This is a genomic window from Plantibacter sp. VKM Ac-2880, assembly GCF_015351235.1.
Lineage (GTDB): Bacteria > Actinomycetota > Actinomycetes > Actinomycetales > Microbacteriaceae > Plantibacter.
The window spans coordinates 494,811-514,689 of sequence record NZ_JADKSJ010000002.1; the positions used below are offsets into that span (position 1 = coordinate 494,811).

The following is a 19,879-nucleotide window of genomic DNA, read 5'->3' on the forward strand; positions in this document are numbered from 1 at the left end:
CGGCACCGGCTCCTCCTACACTCGATGGGATGCCCGTCCCGTTCCTGCAGTCGCCCAACGTCCTGTTCGACACCGTCGTGCAAGGAACCCGGCGCCTCTCACCCGGCTTCGTGCGGGTGACCCTCGGTGACCCGTCGCTAGCGGATTTCGCGCCGTACGAACAGGATCAGCGCATCAAGATCCTCTTGCCGGACGGCCTCGGCGGATACCCGGGCGGACTCCGCGGCGGACTGGCCGAGCAAGAGTGGCGGCGAGCCTGGCGCGCCCTGCCGGCGGCGGAACGCCCGGTCATGCGCAGTTACACGGCGCACCGGGTCCGGCCCGGACGGCACGAACTCGACCTCGACGTGTTCGTCCACGAGCCTGCGGGCCCGGCCAGCCGCTGGGCGCTGGAGGCGAGCGCCGGGGACCACCTGCTCGTCTCCGGGCCGGACCTCCGCCGCGGTCACCCGACGCACGGCGTCCAGTGGGCGCCGGAGACCGCGACGACCGTCCTCCTCGCCGCGGACGAGACGGCCTTCCCCGCCGTCGACGGCATCCTGCGTTCCCTCGGCGAGGAGGTCCGCGCCCACGTCATCCTCGAAGTCGGAGACCCGTCCGACGCGGCCCTGCTGCAGCCTCTGGCGGCGCGACACCGGGTCGAGGTCCACGAGCGCGGAGGCCGCTCGGGCGGTGACGCGCTCGTGGACGCGGTCGAGCGATGGCTCCGCGCGCACGGGTCGTCCGTCGCGACGCTCGGCCTCGGATTCGCCGCCTGGTTGGTGACGGAGAGCACGAGGGTCCCGCTCCTCCGCGCCGCGACGATCGCCCGCGGCATCGACCCCGCGCGGGTCCACACGCAGGGCTACTGGAGCGCGCGGCCCAGAACCACCGACTAACCAAGGTTATGCTTGCCTTACCCGGTTGCGTCGGTCGCGACCCGTTCGAAAGGTGACCAGTGCCCCTCCCCCTCGTCCGCCGCCGACGCCTCGCAGCCGTCGCCGCCCTCGCCATCGCCGCCCTGAGTCTGGCCGCCTGCAGCGGTTCGAGCGCCTCCACGCCCTCGGATGCCGCCACGAGCGCCACACACGTGATGAAGCACGCGCACGGTGAGAGCACCATCCCGGACAGCCCGAAGCGGGTCGTCGTCCTCGAGCCGGTCCAGCTCGACACGACGGTCGCGCTCGGCATCACCCCGGTGGGCGCGGCGGTCCTGAACGAGACGGCCGGCGTGCCCGCATACCTGGGCAAGCAGGCCGCCGACATCCCGACCGTCGGGACCGTGGCCGAGCCGAACGTGCAGCTGATCGCCGCGGCGAAACCCGACCTCATCATCGGCACCGAGTCGCGCCACTCGGCCCTGTACGACCAGCTGTCCGAGATCGCCCCGACGGTGTTCATGGCGACGCAGACCGACCCGTGGCGGGACAACGTCCGCTTCGTGGCCGAGGCGCTCGGCAAGCCGGACGGTGCAGACGAGCTCCTCGACGCCTACGACGCGCGCTGCGCCGAGATCGCGACGAAGCACGACACCGCCGGGAAGACCGCGCAGCTCATCCGCCCGCGCGACGGCGTCCTGACGCTCTACGGCCCCACCTCCTTCGCGGGCAGCACCCTCGAGTGCGCCGGGTTCACCACGCCCGAGCACGCCTGGGAGGACATCTCCCTCGACCTCTCGCCCGAGCGGATCCTCGAAGCGACCGCCGACCAGGTCTTCGTGACGAGTATCGACCCCGACGACGCCTCGACCATGCCGGCCTCCCTCACCGCGAACACGGACGCGTTCCCGGAGCTGCACCTCGTCGACCAGTCGTTCTGGATCACCGGTGTCGGTCCCCTCGGCGGCATGGCCGTGCTCGACGACCTCGACCGGCTGCTGTCCGCGGAGTCGTGACGGACGACGTCGTGGGCGGCGGCATCGCGACGGCCGAGCCGGCCGGACGGGCCCCGGTCGACGCCCGGGCTGGCGTGCGGCCGACTCACCGACGACATCGGGCCCTCCCGCTGCTCGCCGGGCTCGGAGCGCTCGCGCTGGCCGTCGTCCTCTCGCTCCTCGTCGGCGCCAACCCGATCAGTCCCGACGCGGTCTGGTCGGCGCTCACCGGCGCCGGCTCCGGGGAGGCACGGTTCGTCGTCTGGGATCAACGGGTGCCGCGGACCGTCGCTGCGCTCGCCGTCGGCGCCTCCCTGGGTGTCGCCGGAGCACTCATGCAGGCGTTCACCCGCAACCCCCTTGCCGACCCCGGCATCCTCGGCGTCAACGCCGGGGCCGGGTTGGCCGTGGCGGCCGGCCTGGCGTTCCTCGGTGTCACGGCGCCGGGCGAGATCGCCTGGCTCGCCTGCGGTGGCGCGCTCGTGGTCACCCTCGTCGTGTACGCGATCGGCTCGGGTGGGCGCGAGCGGTCGTCCGCCGCCCGCCTGACCGTGACGGGTGTGGCGTTCGGCGCCGTGCTCGCCGGTCTGACGACGGGGATCGCCATCACCCACCCCGACGCCTTCGACCGCATGCGCGGCTGGAACGCGGGGAGTCTCCTCGAACGTGACCTCGGCGTCGTCGTGCCCGTGCTCCCGTTCCTCGGGGCGGGGCTCGTCCTCGCAGCGGCCAGCGCCCGCAGCCTCAACGCGATCGCCCTCGGTCCCGACGTGGCTCGCGCGCAGGGGGTCAGCGTCGGGCGGAGTCGCGTGCTGGTGCTCGCGGCGGTCACCCTCCTCGCCGGGGGCGCGACCGCGATCGCCGGGCCGATCGCCTTCGTCGGCCTCGTCGTCCCCCACCTCGTCCGGTGGACGGTCGGGAGCGATCAGCGCCGGATCCTCGCCGGCTCGGTCGTCGTCGGCTGCGTCCTCGTGCTCTGCTCCGACGTGGTCGGGCGGATCGCCGTGCTCCCCGGCGAGATGCCCGTCGGGCTCGTGACCGCCTTCGTGGGCGCCCCCGTCCTCATCGCGCTCGCCCGACGCAGGACGGCGTCCGGGCTGTGACGGCGACGCGCGAACGGGCGGCGGACGCGCTGCGCACCAGGAATCGGCCGGCACCGCGCCTGCTCATCGTCTGCGGCGCGGCCCTGGTGGTGATCGTCGTCGCGGCGATCGCCGGTCTCGCCCTCGGCGACTACCCACTGAGCGCCGAGGAGGTGCTCGGTGTCCTCTCCGGCCGGGTCGACGGCCTGGCCCGCACCGTGGTGCTCGAGTGGCGACTGCCACGCGTGCTCGCCGCGATCGGCTTCGGCGCGGCGCTCGCCCTCTCCGGTGCGATCTTCCAGACGCTCACGCGGAACCCGCTCGCGAGCCCCGACATCATCGGTCTCGCCAACGGCTCCTTCACCGGCATGCTCGTGGCGCTCCTGCTGCTCGGCGGCGGCTGGCCGGCGCTCATGGCCGGTTCCCTGATCGGCGGCCTGGCCGCTGCGGTCGCGATCTTCCTCCTCGCCCTCCGCCAGGGCTTGTCTGGCTTCCGCTTCATCGTCGTCGGCATCGGTGTCTCGGCCGTGCTCGCCGCGTTCAACAGCTGGCTCCTGCTCCGAGCCGACCTCGACGTCGCGCTCTTCGCCGCCGCGTGGGGTGCCGGCACCCTGAACACCGCGACCGCGACGGTGGTCTGGCCGGCGCTCGGTTGCCTGCTGGTCCTGTTCGCGCTGCTCCCGCTCGTCGCCCGTCCGCTCCGCCAGCTCGAGCTCGGTGACGACGTCGCCGCCGCGACCGGGGTGCGCCTCACCCGCGAACGCGCGCTCCTCATCGGCATGGCCGTCGCCCTCGTGAGCGCGGTGACGGCCGTGGCCGGGCCGATCGCGTTCATCGCTCTGGCTGCCCCGCAGATCGCCCGCCGCCTGACCCGGTCACCGGGGATCCCCCTCGTCGCGACGGCGCTCGTCGGCGGGGTGCTGCTCCTCGGGTCCGACCTCGTCGCCCAACACCTGATTCCGCTGACGGTGCCGGTGGGCGTCGTCACGGTGGTGATCGGCGGGCTCTACCTGACGCAGCTGCTCCTCCGCGAGCGCCGGCACTGAGCGGTCACCGCTGAGCGGTCGGCGCCGGACCCTCAGGGGCGGCCTCGAGCTCCAGCAGCTCGCCGATCTCGCAGTCGAGCGCTCGGCAGATCGCCGTCAGGGTCGAGAACCGGATCGCCTTCGCGCGGTCGTTCTTCAACACCGACAGGTTCACCACGCTCACCCCCACGAGTTCGCTCAGGCGGGCGAGGGTGAGGCCGCGGTCGGCGAGCAACCGGTCGAGGGTGCAGTGCACCCCGGTCGCCGCGTCGTCGTCGATGGCCGGGACCATCAGACGAGCCCGTCGGTGTCGGCGCGCAGCCGCTCGCCGGCACGGAACGCGATCGCGAGTCCTCCGACGGCCATGGCCACGAGCACCGGGATCCACGTGAGCGGGTACGGGGTGCCCTCGACCGCGCCGTCGGTCGCGACCGCGAGCGCGCCGTTCGAGGCCATCGTGCCGAACCAGGTGTCCGCGATCCACCCGCAGAGGATGGCGATCGAGGCGACCGAGAGCAGCCGTGCGTTGCCGGGGGCGAAGGCGTCGCCACGCAGCAGGCGGCGGAAGAACCTGAACCCACAGACGATGACGACGAGGTTCGCGATCGCCGGCAGGATCGCGGCGAGCAGGACGCACGCGAAGGTCACGAACGGAAGGTCGGCCACGACGATCGAACCCTGGTCGACCGTGACGGCGCCGGCCGCCGCTGCGCCCGGCAGGGCCAAGTCGACGGCGTCGAAGAACACGGGCACCCGGGTCCCGTCGGTGCCGAAGATGTCGAGCAGCCGGAGGACCAGGATGACGACGACGGCTCCTGCGGCGACGACGGCGGCACCGAGCACGGACACGAGGTCGTTGCGGTTCGAGCGCTGGGTCTTCGCGGCCTGCCAGGCAGCGTGGTCGAAGCCGGACGGCGTCGGGCGATCGGTGGAGTCGGGCATGATCATCACATCCATATCGATTGTCATTGGTATCGACAAACGATATGTCGAGATCGCCCGGAGCGCAAGACCGGCCAGGCCGCGGCGATCAGCCGGACGACGTCCCGTCGAGCGCGTCGAGCTCCTCGAGCGCAGCCTCTGCCCGCTCGAGCCGCGCCGCCTCGGGCTCCTCCCACCAGGTCGGGCCACGCTCGCCGAGCCCGTGTTTCGCGAGGCCGACCCGACGGCGTGCAGCCGCGACCGCTTCCGCATCGCCGGCGCGCTTCGCGACTCCGACCCCTGAGCGGCCTCGGCCGAGGTGCGACTGCAGCGCGGCGACGAGGTCCTCCGGCAGGCTCGGATCGGTGCGGCGCCAACGTCGGCCGTTCACCACGAACCAGTGCTCGTCCTCCACCGGTCCGCACTCCTCCGGTCCACCCGAACGACTCGTCACCTCACCCTCCCGGAGACGACGCAGGGCCCGGTCCCCCGCAGACGCGGACGGGACCGGACCCTGGTGGTCATGATCGGTCGATCAGCCCTTGACGGCGTCGAGCACGCCGGCCCAGCCGAACGAGGAGATCGCGTCGGCGAACGTGGAGTCGCCGCGCCCTTCGCCGAGCTGCTTGCCGGAAGCGTCGCGGACGACGACCGTGTGGTCCTTCTCGGCCTCGGTACCGTTGCCCTCTTCGACGAAGTCGATGTGGATCTCGGTGTCGCCGAGGGTGCCGGTGACCGTGGTCGTCGCGTCCTGCTCGGTGGTCTTCGTCGTGAGGAACGGGCCGCCGCCGAGTGCCGCGAGCGCCTCGTTGATCTGGTTGATGAGCGATGAGGTGTTCATGTGTCTCTCCCTGCGGTCGTGAAGTGTCCAGGGTAATGAGCGGGCCGGTGATCCGCAGGAGCATGGCGCTCGCGCACGAGATGTGCGATGGGGCCGGTTCGGCCGCGCTCGGAGCAGAAGATCCCGCTCCCGTCAACGGTCGCGCCCATCCAGGTGGGCTCGCGGTGCCGAGTCGTAGGCTGCGAGCCACGCAGACCGGCACCCCGACTCCGACGGGCCGGTCGACGAGACGAAGGAGACAGCCATGTCCGAAGACACCGACCCCTACACGACCCTCAACGGCCTCCTCGCGGACTTCCGATTCGCGATGCTGACCACCGTGGACCTCGACGGCAAGCTCGTCGCCCACCCGCTCACCGTGCAGGAGCGCGAGTTCGACGGCGACCTGTGGTTCATCATCGGCAAGGACGCCTCCGCCGTGCAGCAGCTGGATGTCAACCCGAACGCCGGCGTCACGCTGAGTTCAGACAACTCCTGGGTGTCGCTCGCCGGGACCGCGGCACTCGTCGAGGACCAGGCGAAGCTCGAGGAACTGTGGAACGGCGCGGTCGAGGCCTGGTTCCCGGACGGCCCGTCCGACCCGCGCGTCGGCCTGCTGAAGTTCTCCGCCGACAGCGCCGAGTACTGGGACAGCCCTGGCGGCAAGATCGCCACCGCCATCGCGCTCGTCAAGTCGAAGGTGACCGGCGAGACCTACGACGGTGGCGACAACGCGAAGGTCGAGCTGTAAGCAGCACCTCAAGCGCGCTCGTCCGCGAGCACCTCACCCAGGATGCGGGCCGCTTCCTCGAAGCGGTCCGCATCCTCGCCGGAGTAGTTCATCCGGATGAAGGACCCGGCCGGTTCAGCGGGGAACCACTCCGCACCGTCGGCGATGATGAGCCCGCGGCTCTCGCAGGAGCGGACCACCTGTGCCGCGTCGGTGCCGTCCGGCAGTCGCCCCCACAGGTTCAGGCCCCCGGCGGGGACCAGCCCGAGGTGGACCGTCGGCGCGTGTTCGTCGAGGCTCGCGACGAGCCGGTCGCGTCGGGCACGCAGGCGGGGACGCAGGCCGCGGAGATGCGTCCGCCAACCGGGTTGGGTCACCACGTCGAGCGTCGCCGCCTGGAGCAGGCCGCTGATGTACATGGACTCGGCGGACCGGTCCGCCAGGATCCGATCGCGAGCCGGCCCCCTCGCGATGACGGCGGCGACCCGCAGCGACGGTGACACGCTCTTCGTCAACGACCGCAGGTAGATCACGTGTCCGTCATCATCGAGCGCGGCGAGGGGACGCGGCTCGGTGTCGATGGCGAGGTCGTGCGCCCAGTCGTCCTCGATGAGGAACGCCCCGTGGCGTCGCACGGACTCGAGGACCGCGAGCCCGGTCTCCTGCGGCCACTGCGCGCCGCTCGGGTTGGCGTAGGTCGGCTGCGTGTAGAAGGCGCGGGCTCCCGTGTCCTGGAAGGCGCGCTCCACGGCGTCCGGATCCGGCCCGGTCGGCCCGGTCGGCACGGGCACGAGCGTGACGCCGGCCTGCTCGGCCGCGAGGATCGCACCCCAGTAGCTCGGTGACTCGATGAGCATCGGCTGCCCTGGCCCGACGAGCGCCCGGAAGATCGAACTGAGACCGCTCTGGCTGCCGGCGATCACGATGACGTCCCTGGCCGTCGCCGGGGTGACCCCGGGTGGGGTGACGGCGGCGAGTTCGGCTGCGAACCAGGCTTGGAGCCCAGGCGCTCCGGCCGCCGGCGAGCGGGTCATCGCGACATCGGTGCGGGCTGCGCGGGCGAGCGCCGCGCGGACGAGGCGTTCCGGGAGGAGTTCACGGGCGGGATATCCCGAGTGCAGCGCGATCGTATCGGGCGCGACCGACCGCTGAGCCGCGGACAGCGCACCGGGCCGCCAGGGCAGCGCACCGAGCGCGGCCGTCTGCCATCCGTAGTCGACGGCCCGGGTCGATCGAGCCGCCCGGACGAAGGTGCCGACCCCCGGCCGGCTCTCGACGAGCCCTCGCCCGGCGAGCTGCCGCATCGCGTTCTGCACCGTGACCGGGCTCGCACCGAACTCCGCCGTCAGGGCCCGGTTCGACGGCACCCGGGCACCGGGTGGGGCGGTCGAGATCCAGCTCGTCATGGCGGTGACGATCCGCTCGGTGCTATCGTTGTTCATGAGTCAACAGAGTAGCGTTATCGCTCCGACGCCGGTGGCGTTATCCCGTGCCGGTCTCGGCTGGGGACTCCTCGGTGTCCTAACGTTCTCGCTCACCGTCCCACTCACCAAGGTCGCGCTGACCGGGATGTCCGCGCTGTTCATCGGCTCGGCTCGCGCCGTCGTCGCAGCCCTCCTCGCCCTTCTCGTCCTGTCGACCATGCGCGCACGGCGTCCCGTCGGTGCCCAGTGGGCTCGCCTCGCCGTCGTCGCCGGCGGGGTCGTCGTCGGGTTCCCACTCCTGACCTCTTTCGCGCTCACCACGGCACCCGCTGGCCACAGCGCCGTCCTGATCGGCCTGCTCCCCGCTGCCACCGCGGTCGCCGGGGTCGTCCGCGGCGGCGAACGCCCGTCCCGCGCGTTCTGGATCTTCGCCGGCCTGGGTGCGGTCGCCGCCGTGGGGTTCACCGCCCTGCGCACCGACGGACTCGCCCCGCTGGACTGGTCCGACCTCCTCCTCCTGGGTGCCGTCGTCGCCGCCGCGATCGGTTACGCCGAAGGCGGGTTGCTCGCCCGCGAGCTCGGCTCCTGGCAGACCATCTGCTGGGCGCTCGTCCTGGCCTCGCCGCTCATGGTGACGCTCACCACCATCGCCTGGGTCGCGGAGCCACCGACGGCGGCACCGGTGGCCTGGCTCGCCTTCGGATACCTCGGCGTGGTCAGCATGTTCCTCGGCTTCTTCGCCTGGTACCGCGGGCTCGCGATCGGCCCCCTGTCGCGCGTCAGCCAGATCCAACTCGTCCAACCGGTGCTGAGCATCGGGTGGGCGACCCTCATCCTCCGCGAGGACCTCGACCGGGCCACCGTGCTCGGCGGCCTCGCGGTCATCCTGTGCGCCGGCCTCGCCGTCCGCACCCGCCTCGACCGGAAGTGACCCCACCATGCGCCACACCCCCACGTACCTCATGACCGACGTCGACGAGGTCAAGCGCCTCATCCGCAACCACCCATGGGCGACGTTCGTGTCGCCGGCGAGCACCGGCCTCGTCGCCTCCCACTACCCGGCGATCCTCGAGGAGGACGTCGACGGGCTGTCCATCGTCAGCCACTTCGGCCGACCGGACGAGGCCACGCACGAGCTCGGTGAGCACGAGATCCTCGTCATCATCCAGGGGCCGCACGACTACGTGTCACCGAGCTGGTACCCCGAGGGGCAGGTCATCCCGACGTGGAACCACGTGACCGCCCACCTGTACGGCACGCCGGAGCTCCTCAGCGAGGACGAGAACTACGAGATGTTGAGCAAGCTGACGGACCACTTCGAGGACTCGCGTCCGGACGGCCGCCACCTGTCCGAGGACGAGGCGGGCACCCGGCGTGCGGCGAAGGGCACGGTCGGTCTGCGCATGCGGGTGACGCGCTTCGACGCCCGGGCGAAGCTCAGTCAGAACAAGGCGCCGGAGGTGGTCGACGACATCACCGCGCAGCTTGCCGAGCGCAATCCGGAGCTCGCCGAGGAGATGCGTCGCCAGCGTGATCTCCGGACGCCCGGCCGCTGACCCGACTCGGGCCACTGACCCGACTCCGAGCACCGACACGACCCCGCGCGTCACTGACGAGCACGAGGGCGACACCCGCCGCGCTGAGCAGGAACCCACCGGCGGTCAGGAGGGTGAACGGCTCACCGAACAGGAGCGCCCCGGCGACGGCCGTCGTCGGGGCGACGAGGAACAGGAGGGCGTTCAGGACCGTCACCCCGATCCGACGCAGCAACCACCAGTAGAGGCCGTAGGCCGAGAGCGTCGGCACGAGCGCGAGGAAGAGCGTCGTCAGCCAGAAGGTCGCGTCACCCGGCGGCACGGCAGCACCGGTCGCGAGGGCGAGCACGGCGAGGAGCACCGTGGTCGCCGTCGCGTGGACGGTCAGCGTGAGGAGGACCGGGGATCGGTGCGGCGAGCGCCGTTCCAGGATCGTCGCGGTGATGAGGCTGACCATGGCCAGTGCGGGCAGAGCGTAGGCGATCGGTGGCGCGTCGGAGGAGCCGAACTGGGACTGCACGATGAGGAACACCCCGACCGCGCCGATCCCGAGCCCGAGCCATTGCGCGCCGGGGACGCGCACGTGCAGCATCGGTCCGGCGAGCGCCGCGATGACGAGCGGCTGGACGGCGTCGATGAGCGCGGTCGTCCCGGTCGAGATGCCCACGGCGACCGATGCGTAGACGAACACGACGTAGCCGAACTGGGCGAACAGGCCGATGACGAGCTGCGACCGCAACTGTGCACGGCTGGCGTTCCGCCACTGTCCGCTCAGGAGCAGCACGATCGCGAGCCCGAGGGCGAGCGGGACGAACCGCCAGAGCAGGACGGTGAGCACGGGCACGTCCTCGGTGCCGATCTTCGCGACGATGAACCCGGAGCTCCAGGCGAGGACGAAGGCGGCGGCCGCGAAAACTATACCGATCTGTTTACTCATCCCCGCAGTATACAGACTGGTATAGTTTTCGCATGACGGTCGACACTCCCGAGCTCGCACCCCTCACGCCGGGCGCCCGACGGGTGCTCGACGCCGCGTCCGTCCTCTTCTACGAGAACGGCATCCACGCGGTCGGCGTCGACACCATCGCGGAAGCGGCCGGGGTCACGAAGAAGACCCTCTACGACCGCTTCGGCAGCAAGGAGGCCCTCGTGCTCTCCTACCTGCAGCATCGCGACGCGCGGTGGCGGGCCTGGGTCGACGAGGCGCTCGCACGTCACCCGGAACCCGGGATCGACCGGGTGCTCGCGATCTTCGATGCGGCGATCGGCTGGTCCGACGACAACAGTCCGAAGGGCTGCAGTGCCGTCAACGCGCGGGCCGAGATCCCCGATCACGCGACGAGCGGCCTGGTCCTCCCGGAGGTCACGCGGCAGAAGCAGTGGCTGCTCGGCCGCTTCGCGGAGCTCATCACCGAAGCGGGCCTGTCGGACCCCGGAGCACGCGCCCGCGAACTCATGCTGCTCTACGAGGGCGCCATCGTGACCGTCGGGATGCGCACCTTCCGCGAACCGTTCGAGACCGCCCGCGCGATCGCCGGTCGGCTCCTGTCCGCCTGACCGGGCTCGCCGGGTGACCTGTCGGCGACCACGCGACATCGCGTAGGGTCGGCGGATGGACTTCACCGACGACGCCATCGAGACCACCACCGACCCGGCGACCGACCGCGTCGCCATCGTGACCGGGGTGGGCCGCCGCCGGTCGATCGGGGCCGGACTCGCCGTCGGCCTCGCCACCGACGGCTGGAACCTGGTCCTCAACGCCTGGCGGCCCTACGACGAGCGCCTCGACTACGAGCGCTCCCCCGACGACCCGGAGTCGATCGCCGAGGAGTGCCGCGCGCTCGGGGTCCGGGTCGACGTCGTGTTCGGCGACCTCGCCGACCCGGCCTTCCCGGCCGAGCTCGTCGAGCGGGCGGCGCGCTCCGGTCGCGTGTCCGGACTCGTGATGTCGCATTGCGAGTCGGTCGACAGCTCGATCCTCACCACGGACGTCGACAGCTGGGACCGCCACTTCGCCGTGAACGCCAGGGCCACCTGGCTGCTCATCAAGGCGTTCGCCGAGCAACTCCCGGTCCAGGAGGGCGTGCCGGAGGTGGCCGGCCGGATCGTCGCCCTCACGAGCGACCACACGGTGCACAACCTCCCCTACGGCGCCAGCAAGGGCGCGCTCGACCGCATCGTCACGGCGGCCGCGGTGGAGCTCGCCGACCGCGGGGTGCGGTCGAACGTCATCAATCCGGGGCCGATCGACACGGGCTGGATGACCGACGACGTCCGCCGCTGGGGTACCGAGGCGACGCCGGCCGGGCGGCTCGGCACGCCACGCGACACCGCCGACCTCGTCCGCTTCCTGCTCTCGCCGTCGGGTTCCTGGATCAACGGTCAACTGCTCTCGAGCAACGGCGGGTTCGGCGTGGGCTGAGCCGGCGTCTCGCGGAGCACCGCCACCCCGCCGGGAGCCAGCACCACCCGACCCTCGTGCTCCGCCCCCGTCAGCAGGTCGACGCCGGTCGCGTCCGTCCAGGCCGCCTCGTCGGTGTGGTTGACGAGGAACAGGTAGGAGGCAGAGGATGACGCCCGACGCACCGCCTCCACCCCGTCGGACACTCTTGCTACGCGCTCGACCCCGGTCTCCTCGAGGATCCGGTCGACGAGCGCTCCGAGACTGTCGTCCTCGAGGTCACCCGACAGGTACCAGGCGGTGCCCGCGCCGACCGTGCGCCGGGTGATCGCGGGTGATCCGGCGACCCAACCGTCCACGGCCGAAGCAAGCACCTCGACGCCGGCGTCGGGGTCCGGGTCGCGCAGCAGTTCACTCCACCGCGTGAACAGCCACCCGTTGTCGAGCGTGACCCGTTCGTCGGAGGTCAACGGGAAGAACTCCTCGCTGGAGACCCCGAGGAGCTCGCGGAACGCGCCGGGAAAACCGCCAGTCCGCACCGTGTTCACCTCGTCGACGATGCCGGAGAACCAGGTGACGAGGACGGTGCCGCCGGCTTCGACGTACGCTCGTACAGCGGCCGCGTTCGCATCGGAGACGAGGAAGAGCCCGGGGACGACGACCAGCCGGTAGTCGGTGAGCGTCGACCACGGCGGCACTACGTCGGCGGTGACGGCGCGTCGGAAGAGTGCGTCGTGCAGCGCCCTGGCGGTGTCGGCGTAGCTCGGTCGGTTGACGGGCTTCAAGCCGCTCTTCAGCGCCCACCCCGCCTCGTCGTCGTGGAGGATGGCGACCTGGGCGTCGACCACGACCGTCTCGCGCACCTCCTCGAGCGCGACCAGGTGCGCGCCGAGCGTCGAGATGTCACGGAAGATCCTGCTGTCCCGTCCCGCGTGCGGCAGCATCGCCGAGTGGAACTGCTCGGTGCCCGATCGCGAGGCCCGCCATTGGAAGAACATGACACTGTTCGACCCCCGGGCGAGGTGCGCCATCGCGTGTCGGATCATCTCGCCGGGACGCTTCGGTTGGTTGATCGGATGCCAACTCGCCGCACCGGCGGCGTGCTCCATGAGCATCCATGGACCACCCCCGGACATCCCGCGCATCCGGTCGCCGCTGAAGGCGAGTTCCTGGTGCCGTCTCGGGTCCGGGCCGTAGGTGTAGTGATCGTTCGTGACGATGTCCATCTCATCCGCCCACCGTGGGTAGTCGACGACGTCGGGCCCGAGGCCCACCATGAAGTTCGTCGTGACGGGCAGCCGCGGGGTGTGGCGGAGGATCGTCGCTCGCTCCGAGCGATAGTGCTCCAGCAGTTCGTCCGAGGAGAACCGCTCGTAGTCGAGGAGCTGGCCGGGGTTGTGGGCGGTCACACCGGACGGCGTCGTCACCTCCTCCAGGGACGAGTAGGTGTTCCCCCAGAAGGCCATCCCCCACGCTGTGTTGAGCGCGTCGACCGACTCGTACTTCGCCGCGATCCAGGCACGGAACCGGTCGTTCGACACCGGGCAGTGGCAGCGTGCGTTGCCGCCACCCAGCTCGTTGCTGACGTGCCACATCCGCACGGCCGGGTGCCCGGCGACGTGGGCGGCGAGGCGATCGACGATCCGCAGGGCGAAGTGTCGGAACACCGGGGACGACGGACACCAGCCGAGCCGCCCGCCCGGGGCGAGCGGGTGCCCGTGCTCGTCCTGCGGGAGGATCTCCGGATGCAGTCGGTGCAACCACATCGGCACGGCGGCCGTCGGGGTCGCGAGGTCCACGCCGATCCCGTGTTCGTGCAGGAGGTCCAACACGCGGTCGAGCCAGCTGAAGTCGAAGGTCCCGTCGCGGGGTTCGTGCACGATCCAGGAGAAGACACCGAGGGTGACGAGGTTGACCCCGGCCTCTCGCATGAGCTCCATGTCCTCGAGGACCGTCTCCCACGGCCACTGCTCCGGGCTGTAGTCGCCGCCGAACGAGAGTCCTGCGGTGGGCCAGTCGACCGACGGGCGTCGGCTCGGGGCGGGGTGTCCGGTGCTGCTCGTCATGTGACTGGGTCCTTCGTCGAGGCGGTGTCTGCGGGGGTCGTGGTGAGGCGGAGGACTCGGGCCGTCGGGGCCTCAACCGAGGTCGAGACCGTGAGGGTCCCGGCCGCCCGATCCCAGTCCCAGTCCCAACCGTCCATTGCGGCCGGGAAGAACGGCTCGATCTCGACGTCCTGGCCGCGGAGCACCGGGAGGTCCAGCACGACGGACGCCTCGGCTCCGGGCCGACGCCAGAGGCTGAGGGTCGAGCGCCGCTCCGTCCGCAGGCCGAGCGCGACCCACCCGTCCTCCCAGGCGGGCAGGCCGAGCGGCCAGAACGGGAGCGACCTCTCGATGTCGTCGAGGAGCAGCCGGTGGGCTGCCACCGCCTCGCGCACGAGCGCACGTTCGGCCGGCTCCATGCGGTTGAGGTACCCGGACAGGTACAAGCGGCCGAGCATGCCGTTCACCAGGGCGAACACCATCGCCTCCCGTCCGGCGCCGGTGACGGGGTAGGCCCAGTTGCCGGCCTGCTCCGGCAGCATCGACGCCGGCGCCGCGGCGGCGATCGTCGCGTACTTGACGGGGTCCTGCTGATCGGACGTCGACTGCAGGTGTAGACGGGAGAGCATCGCCCCGTCCATCCGCATGGCGCCGGACGCGCAGCTCTCGATCAGCAGGCGAGGGTGTCTCGTCTGCACCTCGTCCAGCAATGACAGCAGGGCGCGGGCGTGCTCCAGCAGTCCGGCGCCGGGGGCCGATCCCCCGACGTCGGTACCCGGACCGGTCATCGTGTTGTCGTCCATCTTGATGAAGCCGATGCCGTGGTCCCGGACGAGCCGGTCGATCACGCCGGTGACGTGCGCGCGCGCCGCCGGGTCCCGGAGGTCGAGCAGGTGCCGCCCGTGTTCGACGAGGCGGATCCCACCGCGCGAGAAGAAGGCCGAATCAGGCAGTGCCCGGCCCGACGACGCCACCGCGAGTGGCGATCGGACGCCGATGACCTCCGGCTCCAGCCAGAGTCCGGCGGTCATGCCGCGCTTCCGGATGTGGTCGACGACCTCCCCGAGCCCGCCCGGGAATCTGCTGGCGGCCGGAACCCACTCGCCGACCGTGTCCCACCAGTGCCCCTCGGCGTACCATCCGGCGTCGATGCAGAACAGCTCGGCTCCCGCGTCGGCGGCCGCGTCGATGAGCGGGAGGAGCCGGTCGGTCGTCGGGTCTCCCATGAGCGTGTTCATGTAGTCGTTGAACACGATCGGCAGCGTCCGGTCGATCTCCCGCACCAGGCGGATCGCCCGCCGCTGCCGGGTGAGCGCCCCGAGCACCTCGTCGACCCCGCCCGCCGCGAGCGCGACCGAGGCGGGTACCGAGGCGAAGGTCTCCCCCGCGGCGAGTCGCAGACTCCACTGGTTGTCCTGGTCCGTCGGGCCGGTGAGGAGCAGGTAGGCGCCGTGCCGGGTCTCACCGAGCTCGAACGACCATGGACCGTTGTGCTCCACCTGCCACGCCAGGGCGAAGTCGCCGCTCGCCGCCAGCAGTGCCGCCGTCGGCGCCTGCTCACCGCTCGACCACGAACCGCGGTTGGCGATCTGGAGGCGGCTGCGCGGCGGTTGGTGCTGCAGGTCGCGGTCGATCCGTGCGAGACCGAGCTCCCGGAGCGGTCTCGTGGTCCAACGACTCTCCGCCACCCAGTCGTTCGCCGCCGAGGCGAGCACGAAGCCGTCGACGTCGGGCGCCGCCGTCAGGAAGGCGCCGGTGACGAACGTGGACACGAAGTCGAGCACGAGCGGCGCACCGGCCGTGACCTCGGTCCAGGTGCGGAAGGCGCTCACTCCGGGCCGCAGCTCGAAGACGCTCGTCACCCGGAGCCCCGTGTCGGGATCCAGCTGTCGCAGGCGGAGCGCCCCGTCGTCAACGGCGTGCCCCTGGTACCGCAGGCGTGCGCCGATGACCGTGTCGACGTGTCGGAAGCCGCCCGGGAACCGACCGTGTCCGAATGCCGAGACCTCGACGAGCGCCTGGCGGAGCGGCGGTTCCAGGACCGGCACGGGAGCGGACGACGACCCCGACGCTCCCATCCCGACGAGCGACACGGGTGCGTCCGCACCGATGGAGAACACCAGCTCGACCGCGTCGCTCGCCACGCGGAGGAGCCGGCCGTCGTCGAGCCCCTCGACCAGGATCCCCGGCTCAGACACGCGCCGGTTCGCGGTCCGCCGACTCCCACGCCTGGGTGTGGTGGTTGTAGCAGACCGTGTTGTCGAGCGACGCGCGGTCGGGCGCGGCCTCGTTCGAGACCACCTTGCCGATCTTCTCCGGGTCGGGCGCGGCGAGCGCGAGCAGCCGCGTGTAGTCGTGCTGCGGGTTGAGGATGACGTCGTCGGACGGCCCGCGCTCCACCACCCGGCCGTGGTACAGCACGAGGATCTCGTCCGAGAAGTGCCGCGCGGTCGCCAGGTCGTGCGTGATGTACAGCACCGCGAGGTCGTCCTCCCGCTGCAGGCGGCCCATGAGGTTGAGGACTCCGAGACGGATGGAGACGTCGAGCATCGAGACGGGCTCGTCGGCGATCAGCACCTGGGCACCCGGTGCGAGTGCCCGCGCGATCGCGACCCGCTGGCGTTGTCCGCCCGAGAGCTCGTGCGGTCGACGCGCGGCCATGTCCTCGGCCGGCGACAGGTTGACCCGCTCGAGCATGGTCAGCACCTCCTCATGCACCGCGGCCGCGCCGGACGCCCGCTTGTGGAGCCGGATCGGCCGGGCGATGTGGTGCTCGATGGTGTGGAACGGGTTGAGCGAGGCGAAGGGGTCCTGGAAGACCATCTGCACGTGCCTCCGGTACTGCGCCCGCGACACCCGGGTGCCGTCCTCGAGCAGGACCTCGATCCCACCGGACGAGGGCTTCTCGAGCCTGGCGAGCATGCGCGCGATGGTCGACTTGCCGGAACCCGATTCACCGACGAGGGCGACCGTCCGTCCCGGCACGAGGTCGAACGACACGCGGTCGACCGCCCGGAACGCCGTCCGGCGCAGTCCCTGCTTGACGGTGAAGTCCTTCGTCAGATCGGTGACACGGATCGTGGTCATGCCTCGTCCTCCTGGGTCTCGTCGACGCCGCTCCTGATGAACGCCCCGCGGGAGCCGCTGAGGCTCGGGAACGAGGCGAGCAGCCGCTGGGTGTACGGGTGCTCGGGTGCCCGGTAGATCTGGTCCGCCGTGCCGAGCTCGACGATCTCGCCCTCGAGCATGATCGCGATCCGGTCGCTGATCTCGAGCAGCAGCGGGAGGTCGTGGGTGATGAACACCACGGCGAAGTCCAGTTCGTCGCGGAGCCGGACGATCTCCCGGAGGATGTCCCGCTGGACGACCACGTCGAGCGCCGTCGTCGGCTCGTCCATGATCATCACCTGCGGTTCGAGCAGCATGGCCATGGCGATCATGACCCGCTGCCGCATGCCACCGGACAACTCGTGCGGATAGGCCGTGAGCCTGGCGCGGTCGACGCCCACCCGTTCGAGCACGTCACCGGCCCGCTGCACCCGTTCCCGGCGAGAGAGCTCAGGCCGGTGGGTGAGCAGGACGTCGCACAGCTGCGCCCGCACGTTCGTGACGGGATTCAAGGCGTTCATCGCGCCCTGGAACACCATCGAGAGCTTCGTCCATCGGAACGCCCGCAACTCCTCGTCCTCGAGCGCCAAGAGGTCTACGTCGGAGCCGTCGCGGTCATGGAAGGTGATGCTGCCGGACGAGATCCGGGCCGGCGGCTTGTGCAGCCGGTTGATCGCGTAGGCGAGCGTGGTCTTCCCACAACCGGACTCCCCGGCGAGTCCGAGGATCTCACCGGGTGCCAGTGACAGGCTCGCGTGCTTCACCGCCGTGACGGGGTGCTCGACCTCGTACACGACCGAGAGGTCGTCGATGGTGACCACTGCCGGACGGGTCGAGCGACGGCTGGATGATTCGAGGAGCGTCATGACACGGCCTTCTTCTCGAGCTTGGCAGCCGCGTTCGCCCGCTTGCGATGCAGGCGCACGTTCTTGAGCTTGGGGTTGATGATCTCGTCGATCGAGAAGTTGATGAGCGACAGGCCCATGCCGAACAGGGCGATGATGAGTCCGGGTGGACCGAACCACCACCAGGCTCCGAGCGGGAGCGCGAAGCCGTTCTGCGCGTAGAACAGCATGGTGCCGAGGGTCGAGGAGTTGGACGCCCCGAGTCCGAGGAACGACAGTCCGGCCTCGCCGAGGATCGCGGCGATGACCGCGAACACGAACTGCGACGCCAGCACGGGGAGCAGGTTCGGCAGGATCTCGACGGCGATCACCCGAGCCGGTCGCTCACCGGCCACCCGCGACGCCGCGACGTAGTCACGGTTGCGGATCGAGAGCGTCTGCGCCCGGAGCACCCGGCTCGACGCCGCCCACCCGGTGATCGCGAGGACTACGGCGATCGTCCACAGTCCGCGCTGTTCCTGGGGCACGAAACCCGAGATGACGATCACCAGCGGGAGGCCGGGGATCACCAGGAACACGTTCGAGAAGAGCGAGAAGGCCTCGTCCGCGAATCCGCCGATGTACGCACCGAGGATGCCGAAGAACGCCGACAGGATCGTCGCGAGGACTCCGACGATGAGGCCGATCTGAAGTGACCCGGCGGTCGCGTAGGCCAGCTGGGCGAAGACGTCCTGACCGGTCTGCGTCGTGCCGAGCAGGTGCTCGGCGCTCGGCGCGGTGAGGCCGATGTCGCGGATGCTCGTCGGATCCTGCACGACGAGCGGGCCGATCAGTCCGAAGAGGGCGATACCGCCGACGAGGACGAGACCGACCGCCAGCCACGGCGTCATGGTCGGCAGCATCATCCGCCAAGCCGACCGCGGCTTCCGCCCGCGCTCGGCTGCGGCGGTGGCGAGCGCCATCGTCGCGTCGGCGACGTTCGGCTCGGTTCGGGGAGCGAGGTTCGTCATCGGCCCGGTCCTTCCAGGATGGCGTGTTGCGTCGGTGGGACGGCGGGCGTCGGAGCCGCGCGCATCAGGCGTTCACCCGGGTGCGCGGATCGATGAGCCCGTAGAAGAGGTCCACGATGAGGTTCGCGCCGAGCACGGCGAGGGTGATGTAGAGGAAGATGCCCTGCATCAGCGCGTAGTCGTTGTTCGTCACCGCGGACAGCAGCTTCGAGCCGATCCCGGGGTAGGAGAACACCTGCTCGGTGACGATCGAGCCGGAGACGACGAACCCGAGCGCGATCGCGAAGCCGGCGACCGACGGCAGGACGGCGTTGCGGGCCGCGTAGTTCCGGAGGATCCGGCCCTGACTGAGGCCCTTGGCCTGCGCTGTGAGCACGTAGTCCTCGGACAGCGTCGACACCATCATGTTGCGCATCCCGAGCAGCCACCCACCGAGCGAGGCGATCACGATCGTCAGCGCCGGCAGGAACCCGTACTGGATGGCCGAGGCGATGAACTCCCAGGAGAACCCGGGGTCGAGGATCACGTCGTAGCCGCCCTGCGACGGGAAGAGCTTCAGCGTGGTCGCGAAGACGTACACGAGGATGAGCGCGAGCCAGAAGTAGGGCACGGCGGCCAGCAACGTGGTCGCTGGCACGAGGGAGTCGAGCCAGGTCCCCGGCTTCCACCCGACGATCGCGCCGAGGGTGACCCCGATCACGGTCGCGAGGATCGTGGCGACGCCGATCAGCACGATCGTCCACGGGAGCGAGGTGCTGATCACCTCGGTCACCGGTGTCGGGAAGTAGCTGACCGAGACGCCCAGATCACCGCGGAACACGTTGACGAGGTAGTTCCAGTACTGCAGGGGCAGCGGTTCGGACGAATCGCCACCGAGAAGGAGCTCGTAGGCCTTGCGGGTGTCGGGGGTGACGATGCCACCCCGTTGCTGCAGCTTGGCGAGCAGGATGTCGACCGGGTTGCCCGGCAACAGCCTCGGGATCAGGAAGTTGAGGGTCAGCGCCGCCCAGAGGGCCACGAGGTAGAACCCCAACTTGCGGACGAAGTAGTTCACGACGTCCCTCCCCCGCGCGGCACGGCG

At 70.8% G+C, this 19,879-nt stretch carries 21 protein-coding genes; 9 read left to right on the forward strand and 12 right to left on the reverse strand.

All coding sequences use genetic code 11. From position 1 onward, the window contains the following. Positions 1-29 precede the first annotated feature (29 nt). Genes ITJ57_RS14430 through ITJ57_RS14445 form a run of 4 tightly spaced genes read left to right on the forward strand, consistent with a single transcriptional unit; the run spans position 30 to position 3,980 of the window. Positions 30-878: a siderophore-interacting protein gene (locus tag ITJ57_RS14430; protein WP_194670775.1), complete on the forward strand. Its 849-nt coding sequence runs from the start codon at positions 30-32 to the stop codon at positions 876-878. A 59-nt stretch (positions 879-937) separates the two neighbouring features. Then, positions 938-1,873: an iron-siderophore ABC transporter substrate-binding protein gene (locus ITJ57_RS14435; RefSeq protein WP_194670776.1), complete on the forward strand. Its 936-nt coding sequence runs from the start codon at positions 938-940 to the stop codon at positions 1,871-1,873. Further along, positions 1,870-2,955 (forward strand): FecCD family ABC transporter permease, encoded by a 1,086-nt coding sequence (locus ITJ57_RS14440; protein ID WP_370582419.1) that lies wholly within the window; start codon positions 1,870-1,872, stop codon positions 2,953-2,955. Before ITJ57_RS14435 ends, ITJ57_RS14440 begins: the two co-directional genes overlap by 4 nt. Beyond that, on the forward strand, positions 2,952-3,980 hold the full coding sequence (locus tag ITJ57_RS14445; protein WP_370582420.1) for a FecCD family ABC transporter permease: 1,029 nt from the start codon (positions 2,952-2,954) through the stop codon (positions 3,978-3,980). The genes ITJ57_RS14440 and ITJ57_RS14445 overlap by 4 nt, the downstream gene beginning before the upstream one ends. A 4-nt stretch (positions 3,981-3,984) precedes the next feature. Here ITJ57_RS14445 and ITJ57_RS14450 read toward each other — a convergent pair whose 3' ends face one another. From ITJ57_RS14450 to ITJ57_RS14465, 4 genes are all read right to left on the reverse strand, one after another. Continuing rightward, positions 3,985-4,251, reverse strand: a complete 267-nt coding sequence (locus ITJ57_RS14450) for a helix-turn-helix transcriptional regulator (protein ID WP_194670777.1) — start codon at positions 4,249-4,251, stop codon at positions 3,985-3,987. Continuing rightward, positions 4,251-4,901 carry a DUF2975 domain-containing protein gene (locus ITJ57_RS14455; protein WP_194670778.1) on the reverse strand — a complete coding sequence of 217 codons (651 nt, stop codon included), beginning with the start codon at positions 4,899-4,901 and terminating at the stop codon, positions 4,251-4,253. The genes ITJ57_RS14450 and ITJ57_RS14455 overlap by 1 nt, the downstream gene beginning before the upstream one ends. An 88-nt stretch (positions 4,902-4,989) precedes the next feature. After that, positions 4,990-5,334, reverse strand: coding sequence for a biopolymer transporter Tol (locus tag ITJ57_RS14460; protein ID WP_194670779.1), 345 nt, complete (start codon positions 5,332-5,334; stop codon positions 4,990-4,992). A gap of 81 nt (positions 5,335-5,415) precedes the next feature. Continuing rightward, complete coding sequence (locus ITJ57_RS14465) at positions 5,416-5,721, reverse strand: hypothetical protein (protein WP_056781485.1); 306 nt, start codon at positions 5,719-5,721, stop codon at positions 5,416-5,418. Positions 5,722-5,965: 244 nt separating this feature from the next. Between ITJ57_RS14465 and ITJ57_RS14470 the strand changes: the two genes are divergently transcribed. After that, positions 5,966-6,451: a pyridoxamine 5'-phosphate oxidase family protein gene (locus ITJ57_RS14470; protein ID WP_194670780.1), complete on the forward strand. Its 486-nt coding sequence runs from the start codon at positions 5,966-5,968 to the stop codon at positions 6,449-6,451. Positions 6,452-6,459: 8 nt separating this feature from the next. Here ITJ57_RS14470 and ITJ57_RS14475 read toward each other — a convergent pair whose 3' ends face one another. After that, a complete protein-coding gene (locus ITJ57_RS14475) occupies positions 6,460-7,872 on the reverse strand; it encodes a PLP-dependent aminotransferase family protein (protein ID WP_194670781.1) in 1,413 nt (470 codons plus the stop codon). Here ITJ57_RS14475 and ITJ57_RS14480 point away from each other — a divergent pair. Together ITJ57_RS14480 and ITJ57_RS14485 are read left to right on the forward strand one after the other, a co-directional pair. After that, positions 7,871-8,785 carry a DMT family transporter gene (locus tag ITJ57_RS14480; RefSeq protein WP_194670782.1) on the forward strand — a complete coding sequence of 305 codons (915 nt, stop codon included), beginning with the start codon at positions 7,871-7,873 and terminating at the stop codon, positions 8,783-8,785. The two genes, ITJ57_RS14475 and ITJ57_RS14480, sit on opposite strands and share 2 nt — an antisense overlap. 7 nt (positions 8,786-8,792) lie before the next feature. Beyond that, positions 8,793-9,410, forward strand: coding sequence for an FMN-binding negative transcriptional regulator (locus ITJ57_RS14485; RefSeq protein ID WP_194670783.1), 618 nt, complete (start codon positions 8,793-8,795; stop codon positions 9,408-9,410). Here the strand turns inward: ITJ57_RS14485 and ITJ57_RS14490 are convergent. After that, positions 9,328-10,326, reverse strand: coding sequence for a DMT family transporter (locus ITJ57_RS14490; protein ID WP_194670784.1), 999 nt, complete (start codon positions 10,324-10,326; stop codon positions 9,328-9,330). The genes ITJ57_RS14485 and ITJ57_RS14490 overlap by 83 nt on opposite strands. 32 nt (positions 10,327-10,358) lie before the next feature. Between ITJ57_RS14490 and ITJ57_RS14495 the strand changes: the two genes are divergently transcribed. Then, positions 10,359-10,946, forward strand: a complete 588-nt coding sequence (locus ITJ57_RS14495; RefSeq protein ID WP_194670785.1) for a TetR/AcrR family transcriptional regulator — start codon at positions 10,359-10,361, stop codon at positions 10,944-10,946. A 55-nt stretch (positions 10,947-11,001) separates the two neighbouring features. Beyond that, complete coding sequence (locus tag ITJ57_RS14500) at positions 11,002-11,811, forward strand: SDR family oxidoreductase (RefSeq protein ID WP_194670786.1); 810 nt, start codon at positions 11,002-11,004, stop codon at positions 11,809-11,811. On the opposite strand, the gene ITJ57_RS14505 is transcribed toward ITJ57_RS14500, so the two are convergent. The 6 genes from ITJ57_RS14505 to ITJ57_RS14530 form a co-directional block, all read right to left on the reverse strand. After that, complete coding sequence (locus ITJ57_RS14505) at positions 11,772-13,856, reverse strand: beta-galactosidase (RefSeq protein WP_194670787.1); 2,085 nt, start codon at positions 13,854-13,856, stop codon at positions 11,772-11,774. The genes ITJ57_RS14500 and ITJ57_RS14505 overlap by 40 nt on opposite strands. Beyond that, entirely contained in the window at positions 13,853-16,033 is a 2,181-nt protein-coding gene (locus tag ITJ57_RS14510) for a glycoside hydrolase family 36 protein (protein ID WP_370582422.1), read from the reverse strand. The genes ITJ57_RS14505 and ITJ57_RS14510 overlap by 4 nt, the downstream gene beginning before the upstream one ends. Beyond that, entirely contained in the window at positions 16,026-16,922 is an 897-nt protein-coding gene (locus ITJ57_RS14515) for an ABC transporter ATP-binding protein (protein ID WP_194670788.1), read from the reverse strand. The genes ITJ57_RS14510 and ITJ57_RS14515 overlap by 8 nt, the downstream gene beginning before the upstream one ends. Then, on the reverse strand, positions 16,919-17,809 hold the full coding sequence (locus tag ITJ57_RS14520) for an ABC transporter ATP-binding protein (protein WP_194670789.1): 891 nt from the start codon (positions 17,807-17,809) through the stop codon (positions 16,919-16,921). Before ITJ57_RS14520 ends, ITJ57_RS14515 begins: the two co-directional genes overlap by 4 nt. Then, positions 17,806-18,798 carry an ABC transporter permease gene (locus tag ITJ57_RS14525; protein ID WP_194670790.1) on the reverse strand — a complete coding sequence of 331 codons (993 nt, stop codon included), beginning with the start codon at positions 18,796-18,798 and terminating at the stop codon, positions 17,806-17,808. The genes ITJ57_RS14520 and ITJ57_RS14525 overlap by 4 nt, the downstream gene beginning before the upstream one ends. A gap of 64 nt (positions 18,799-18,862) precedes the next feature. Further along, positions 18,863-19,852, reverse strand: a complete 990-nt coding sequence (locus ITJ57_RS14530) for an ABC transporter permease (protein WP_194670791.1) — start codon at positions 19,850-19,852, stop codon at positions 18,863-18,865. Positions 19,853-19,879 lie beyond the last annotated feature (27 nt).

What these genes read in the sequence shown, in the direction of transcription:
- ITJ57_RS14430 (WP_194670775.1), top strand. Translation starts at nt 30, where the DNA reads ATGCCCGTCCCGTTCCTGCAGTCGCCCAACGTCCTGTTCGACACCGTC.
- ITJ57_RS14450 (WP_194670777.1), bottom strand. Translation starts at nt 4,251, where the DNA reads ATGGTCCCGGCCATCGACGACGACGCGGCGACCGGGGTGCACTGCACC.
- ITJ57_RS14455 (WP_194670778.1), bottom strand. Translation starts at nt 4,901, where the DNA reads ATGCCCGACTCCACCGATCGCCCGACGCCGTCCGGCTTCGACCACGCT.
- ITJ57_RS14465 (WP_056781485.1), bottom strand. Translation starts at nt 5,721, where the DNA reads ATGAACACCTCATCGCTCATCAACCAGATCAACGAGGCGCTCGCGGCA.
- ITJ57_RS14470 (WP_194670780.1), top strand. Translation starts at nt 5,966, where the DNA reads ATGTCCGAAGACACCGACCCCTACACGACCCTCAACGGCCTCCTCGCG.
- ITJ57_RS14480 (WP_194670782.1), top strand. Translation starts at nt 7,871, where the DNA reads ATGAGTCAACAGAGTAGCGTTATCGCTCCGACGCCGGTGGCGTTATCC.
- ITJ57_RS14475 (WP_194670781.1), bottom strand. Translation starts at nt 7,872, where the DNA reads ATGAACAACGATAGCACCGAGCGGATCGTCACCGCCATGACGAGCTGG.
- ITJ57_RS14485 (WP_194670783.1), top strand. Translation starts at nt 8,793, where the DNA reads ATGCGCCACACCCCCACGTACCTCATGACCGACGTCGACGAGGTCAAG.
- ITJ57_RS14490 (WP_194670784.1), bottom strand. Translation starts at nt 10,326, where the DNA reads ATGAGTAAACAGATCGGTATAGTTTTCGCGGCCGCCGCCTTCGTCCTC.
- ITJ57_RS14495 (WP_194670785.1), top strand. Translation starts at nt 10,359, where the DNA reads ATGACGGTCGACACTCCCGAGCTCGCACCCCTCACGCCGGGCGCCCGA.
- ITJ57_RS14500 (WP_194670786.1), top strand. Translation starts at nt 11,002, where the DNA reads ATGGACTTCACCGACGACGCCATCGAGACCACCACCGACCCGGCGACC.
- ITJ57_RS14505 (WP_194670787.1), bottom strand. Translation starts at nt 13,856, where the DNA reads ATGACGAGCAGCACCGGACACCCCGCCCCGAGCCGACGCCCGTCGGTC.
- ITJ57_RS14515 (WP_194670788.1), bottom strand. Translation starts at nt 16,922, where the DNA reads ATGACCACGATCCGTGTCACCGATCTGACGAAGGACTTCACCGTCAAG.
- ITJ57_RS14520 (WP_194670789.1), bottom strand. Translation starts at nt 17,809, where the DNA reads ATGACGCTCCTCGAATCATCCAGCCGTCGCTCGACCCGTCCGGCAGTG.
- ITJ57_RS14525 (WP_194670790.1), bottom strand. Translation starts at nt 18,798, where the DNA reads ATGACGAACCTCGCTCCCCGAACCGAGCCGAACGTCGCCGACGCGACG.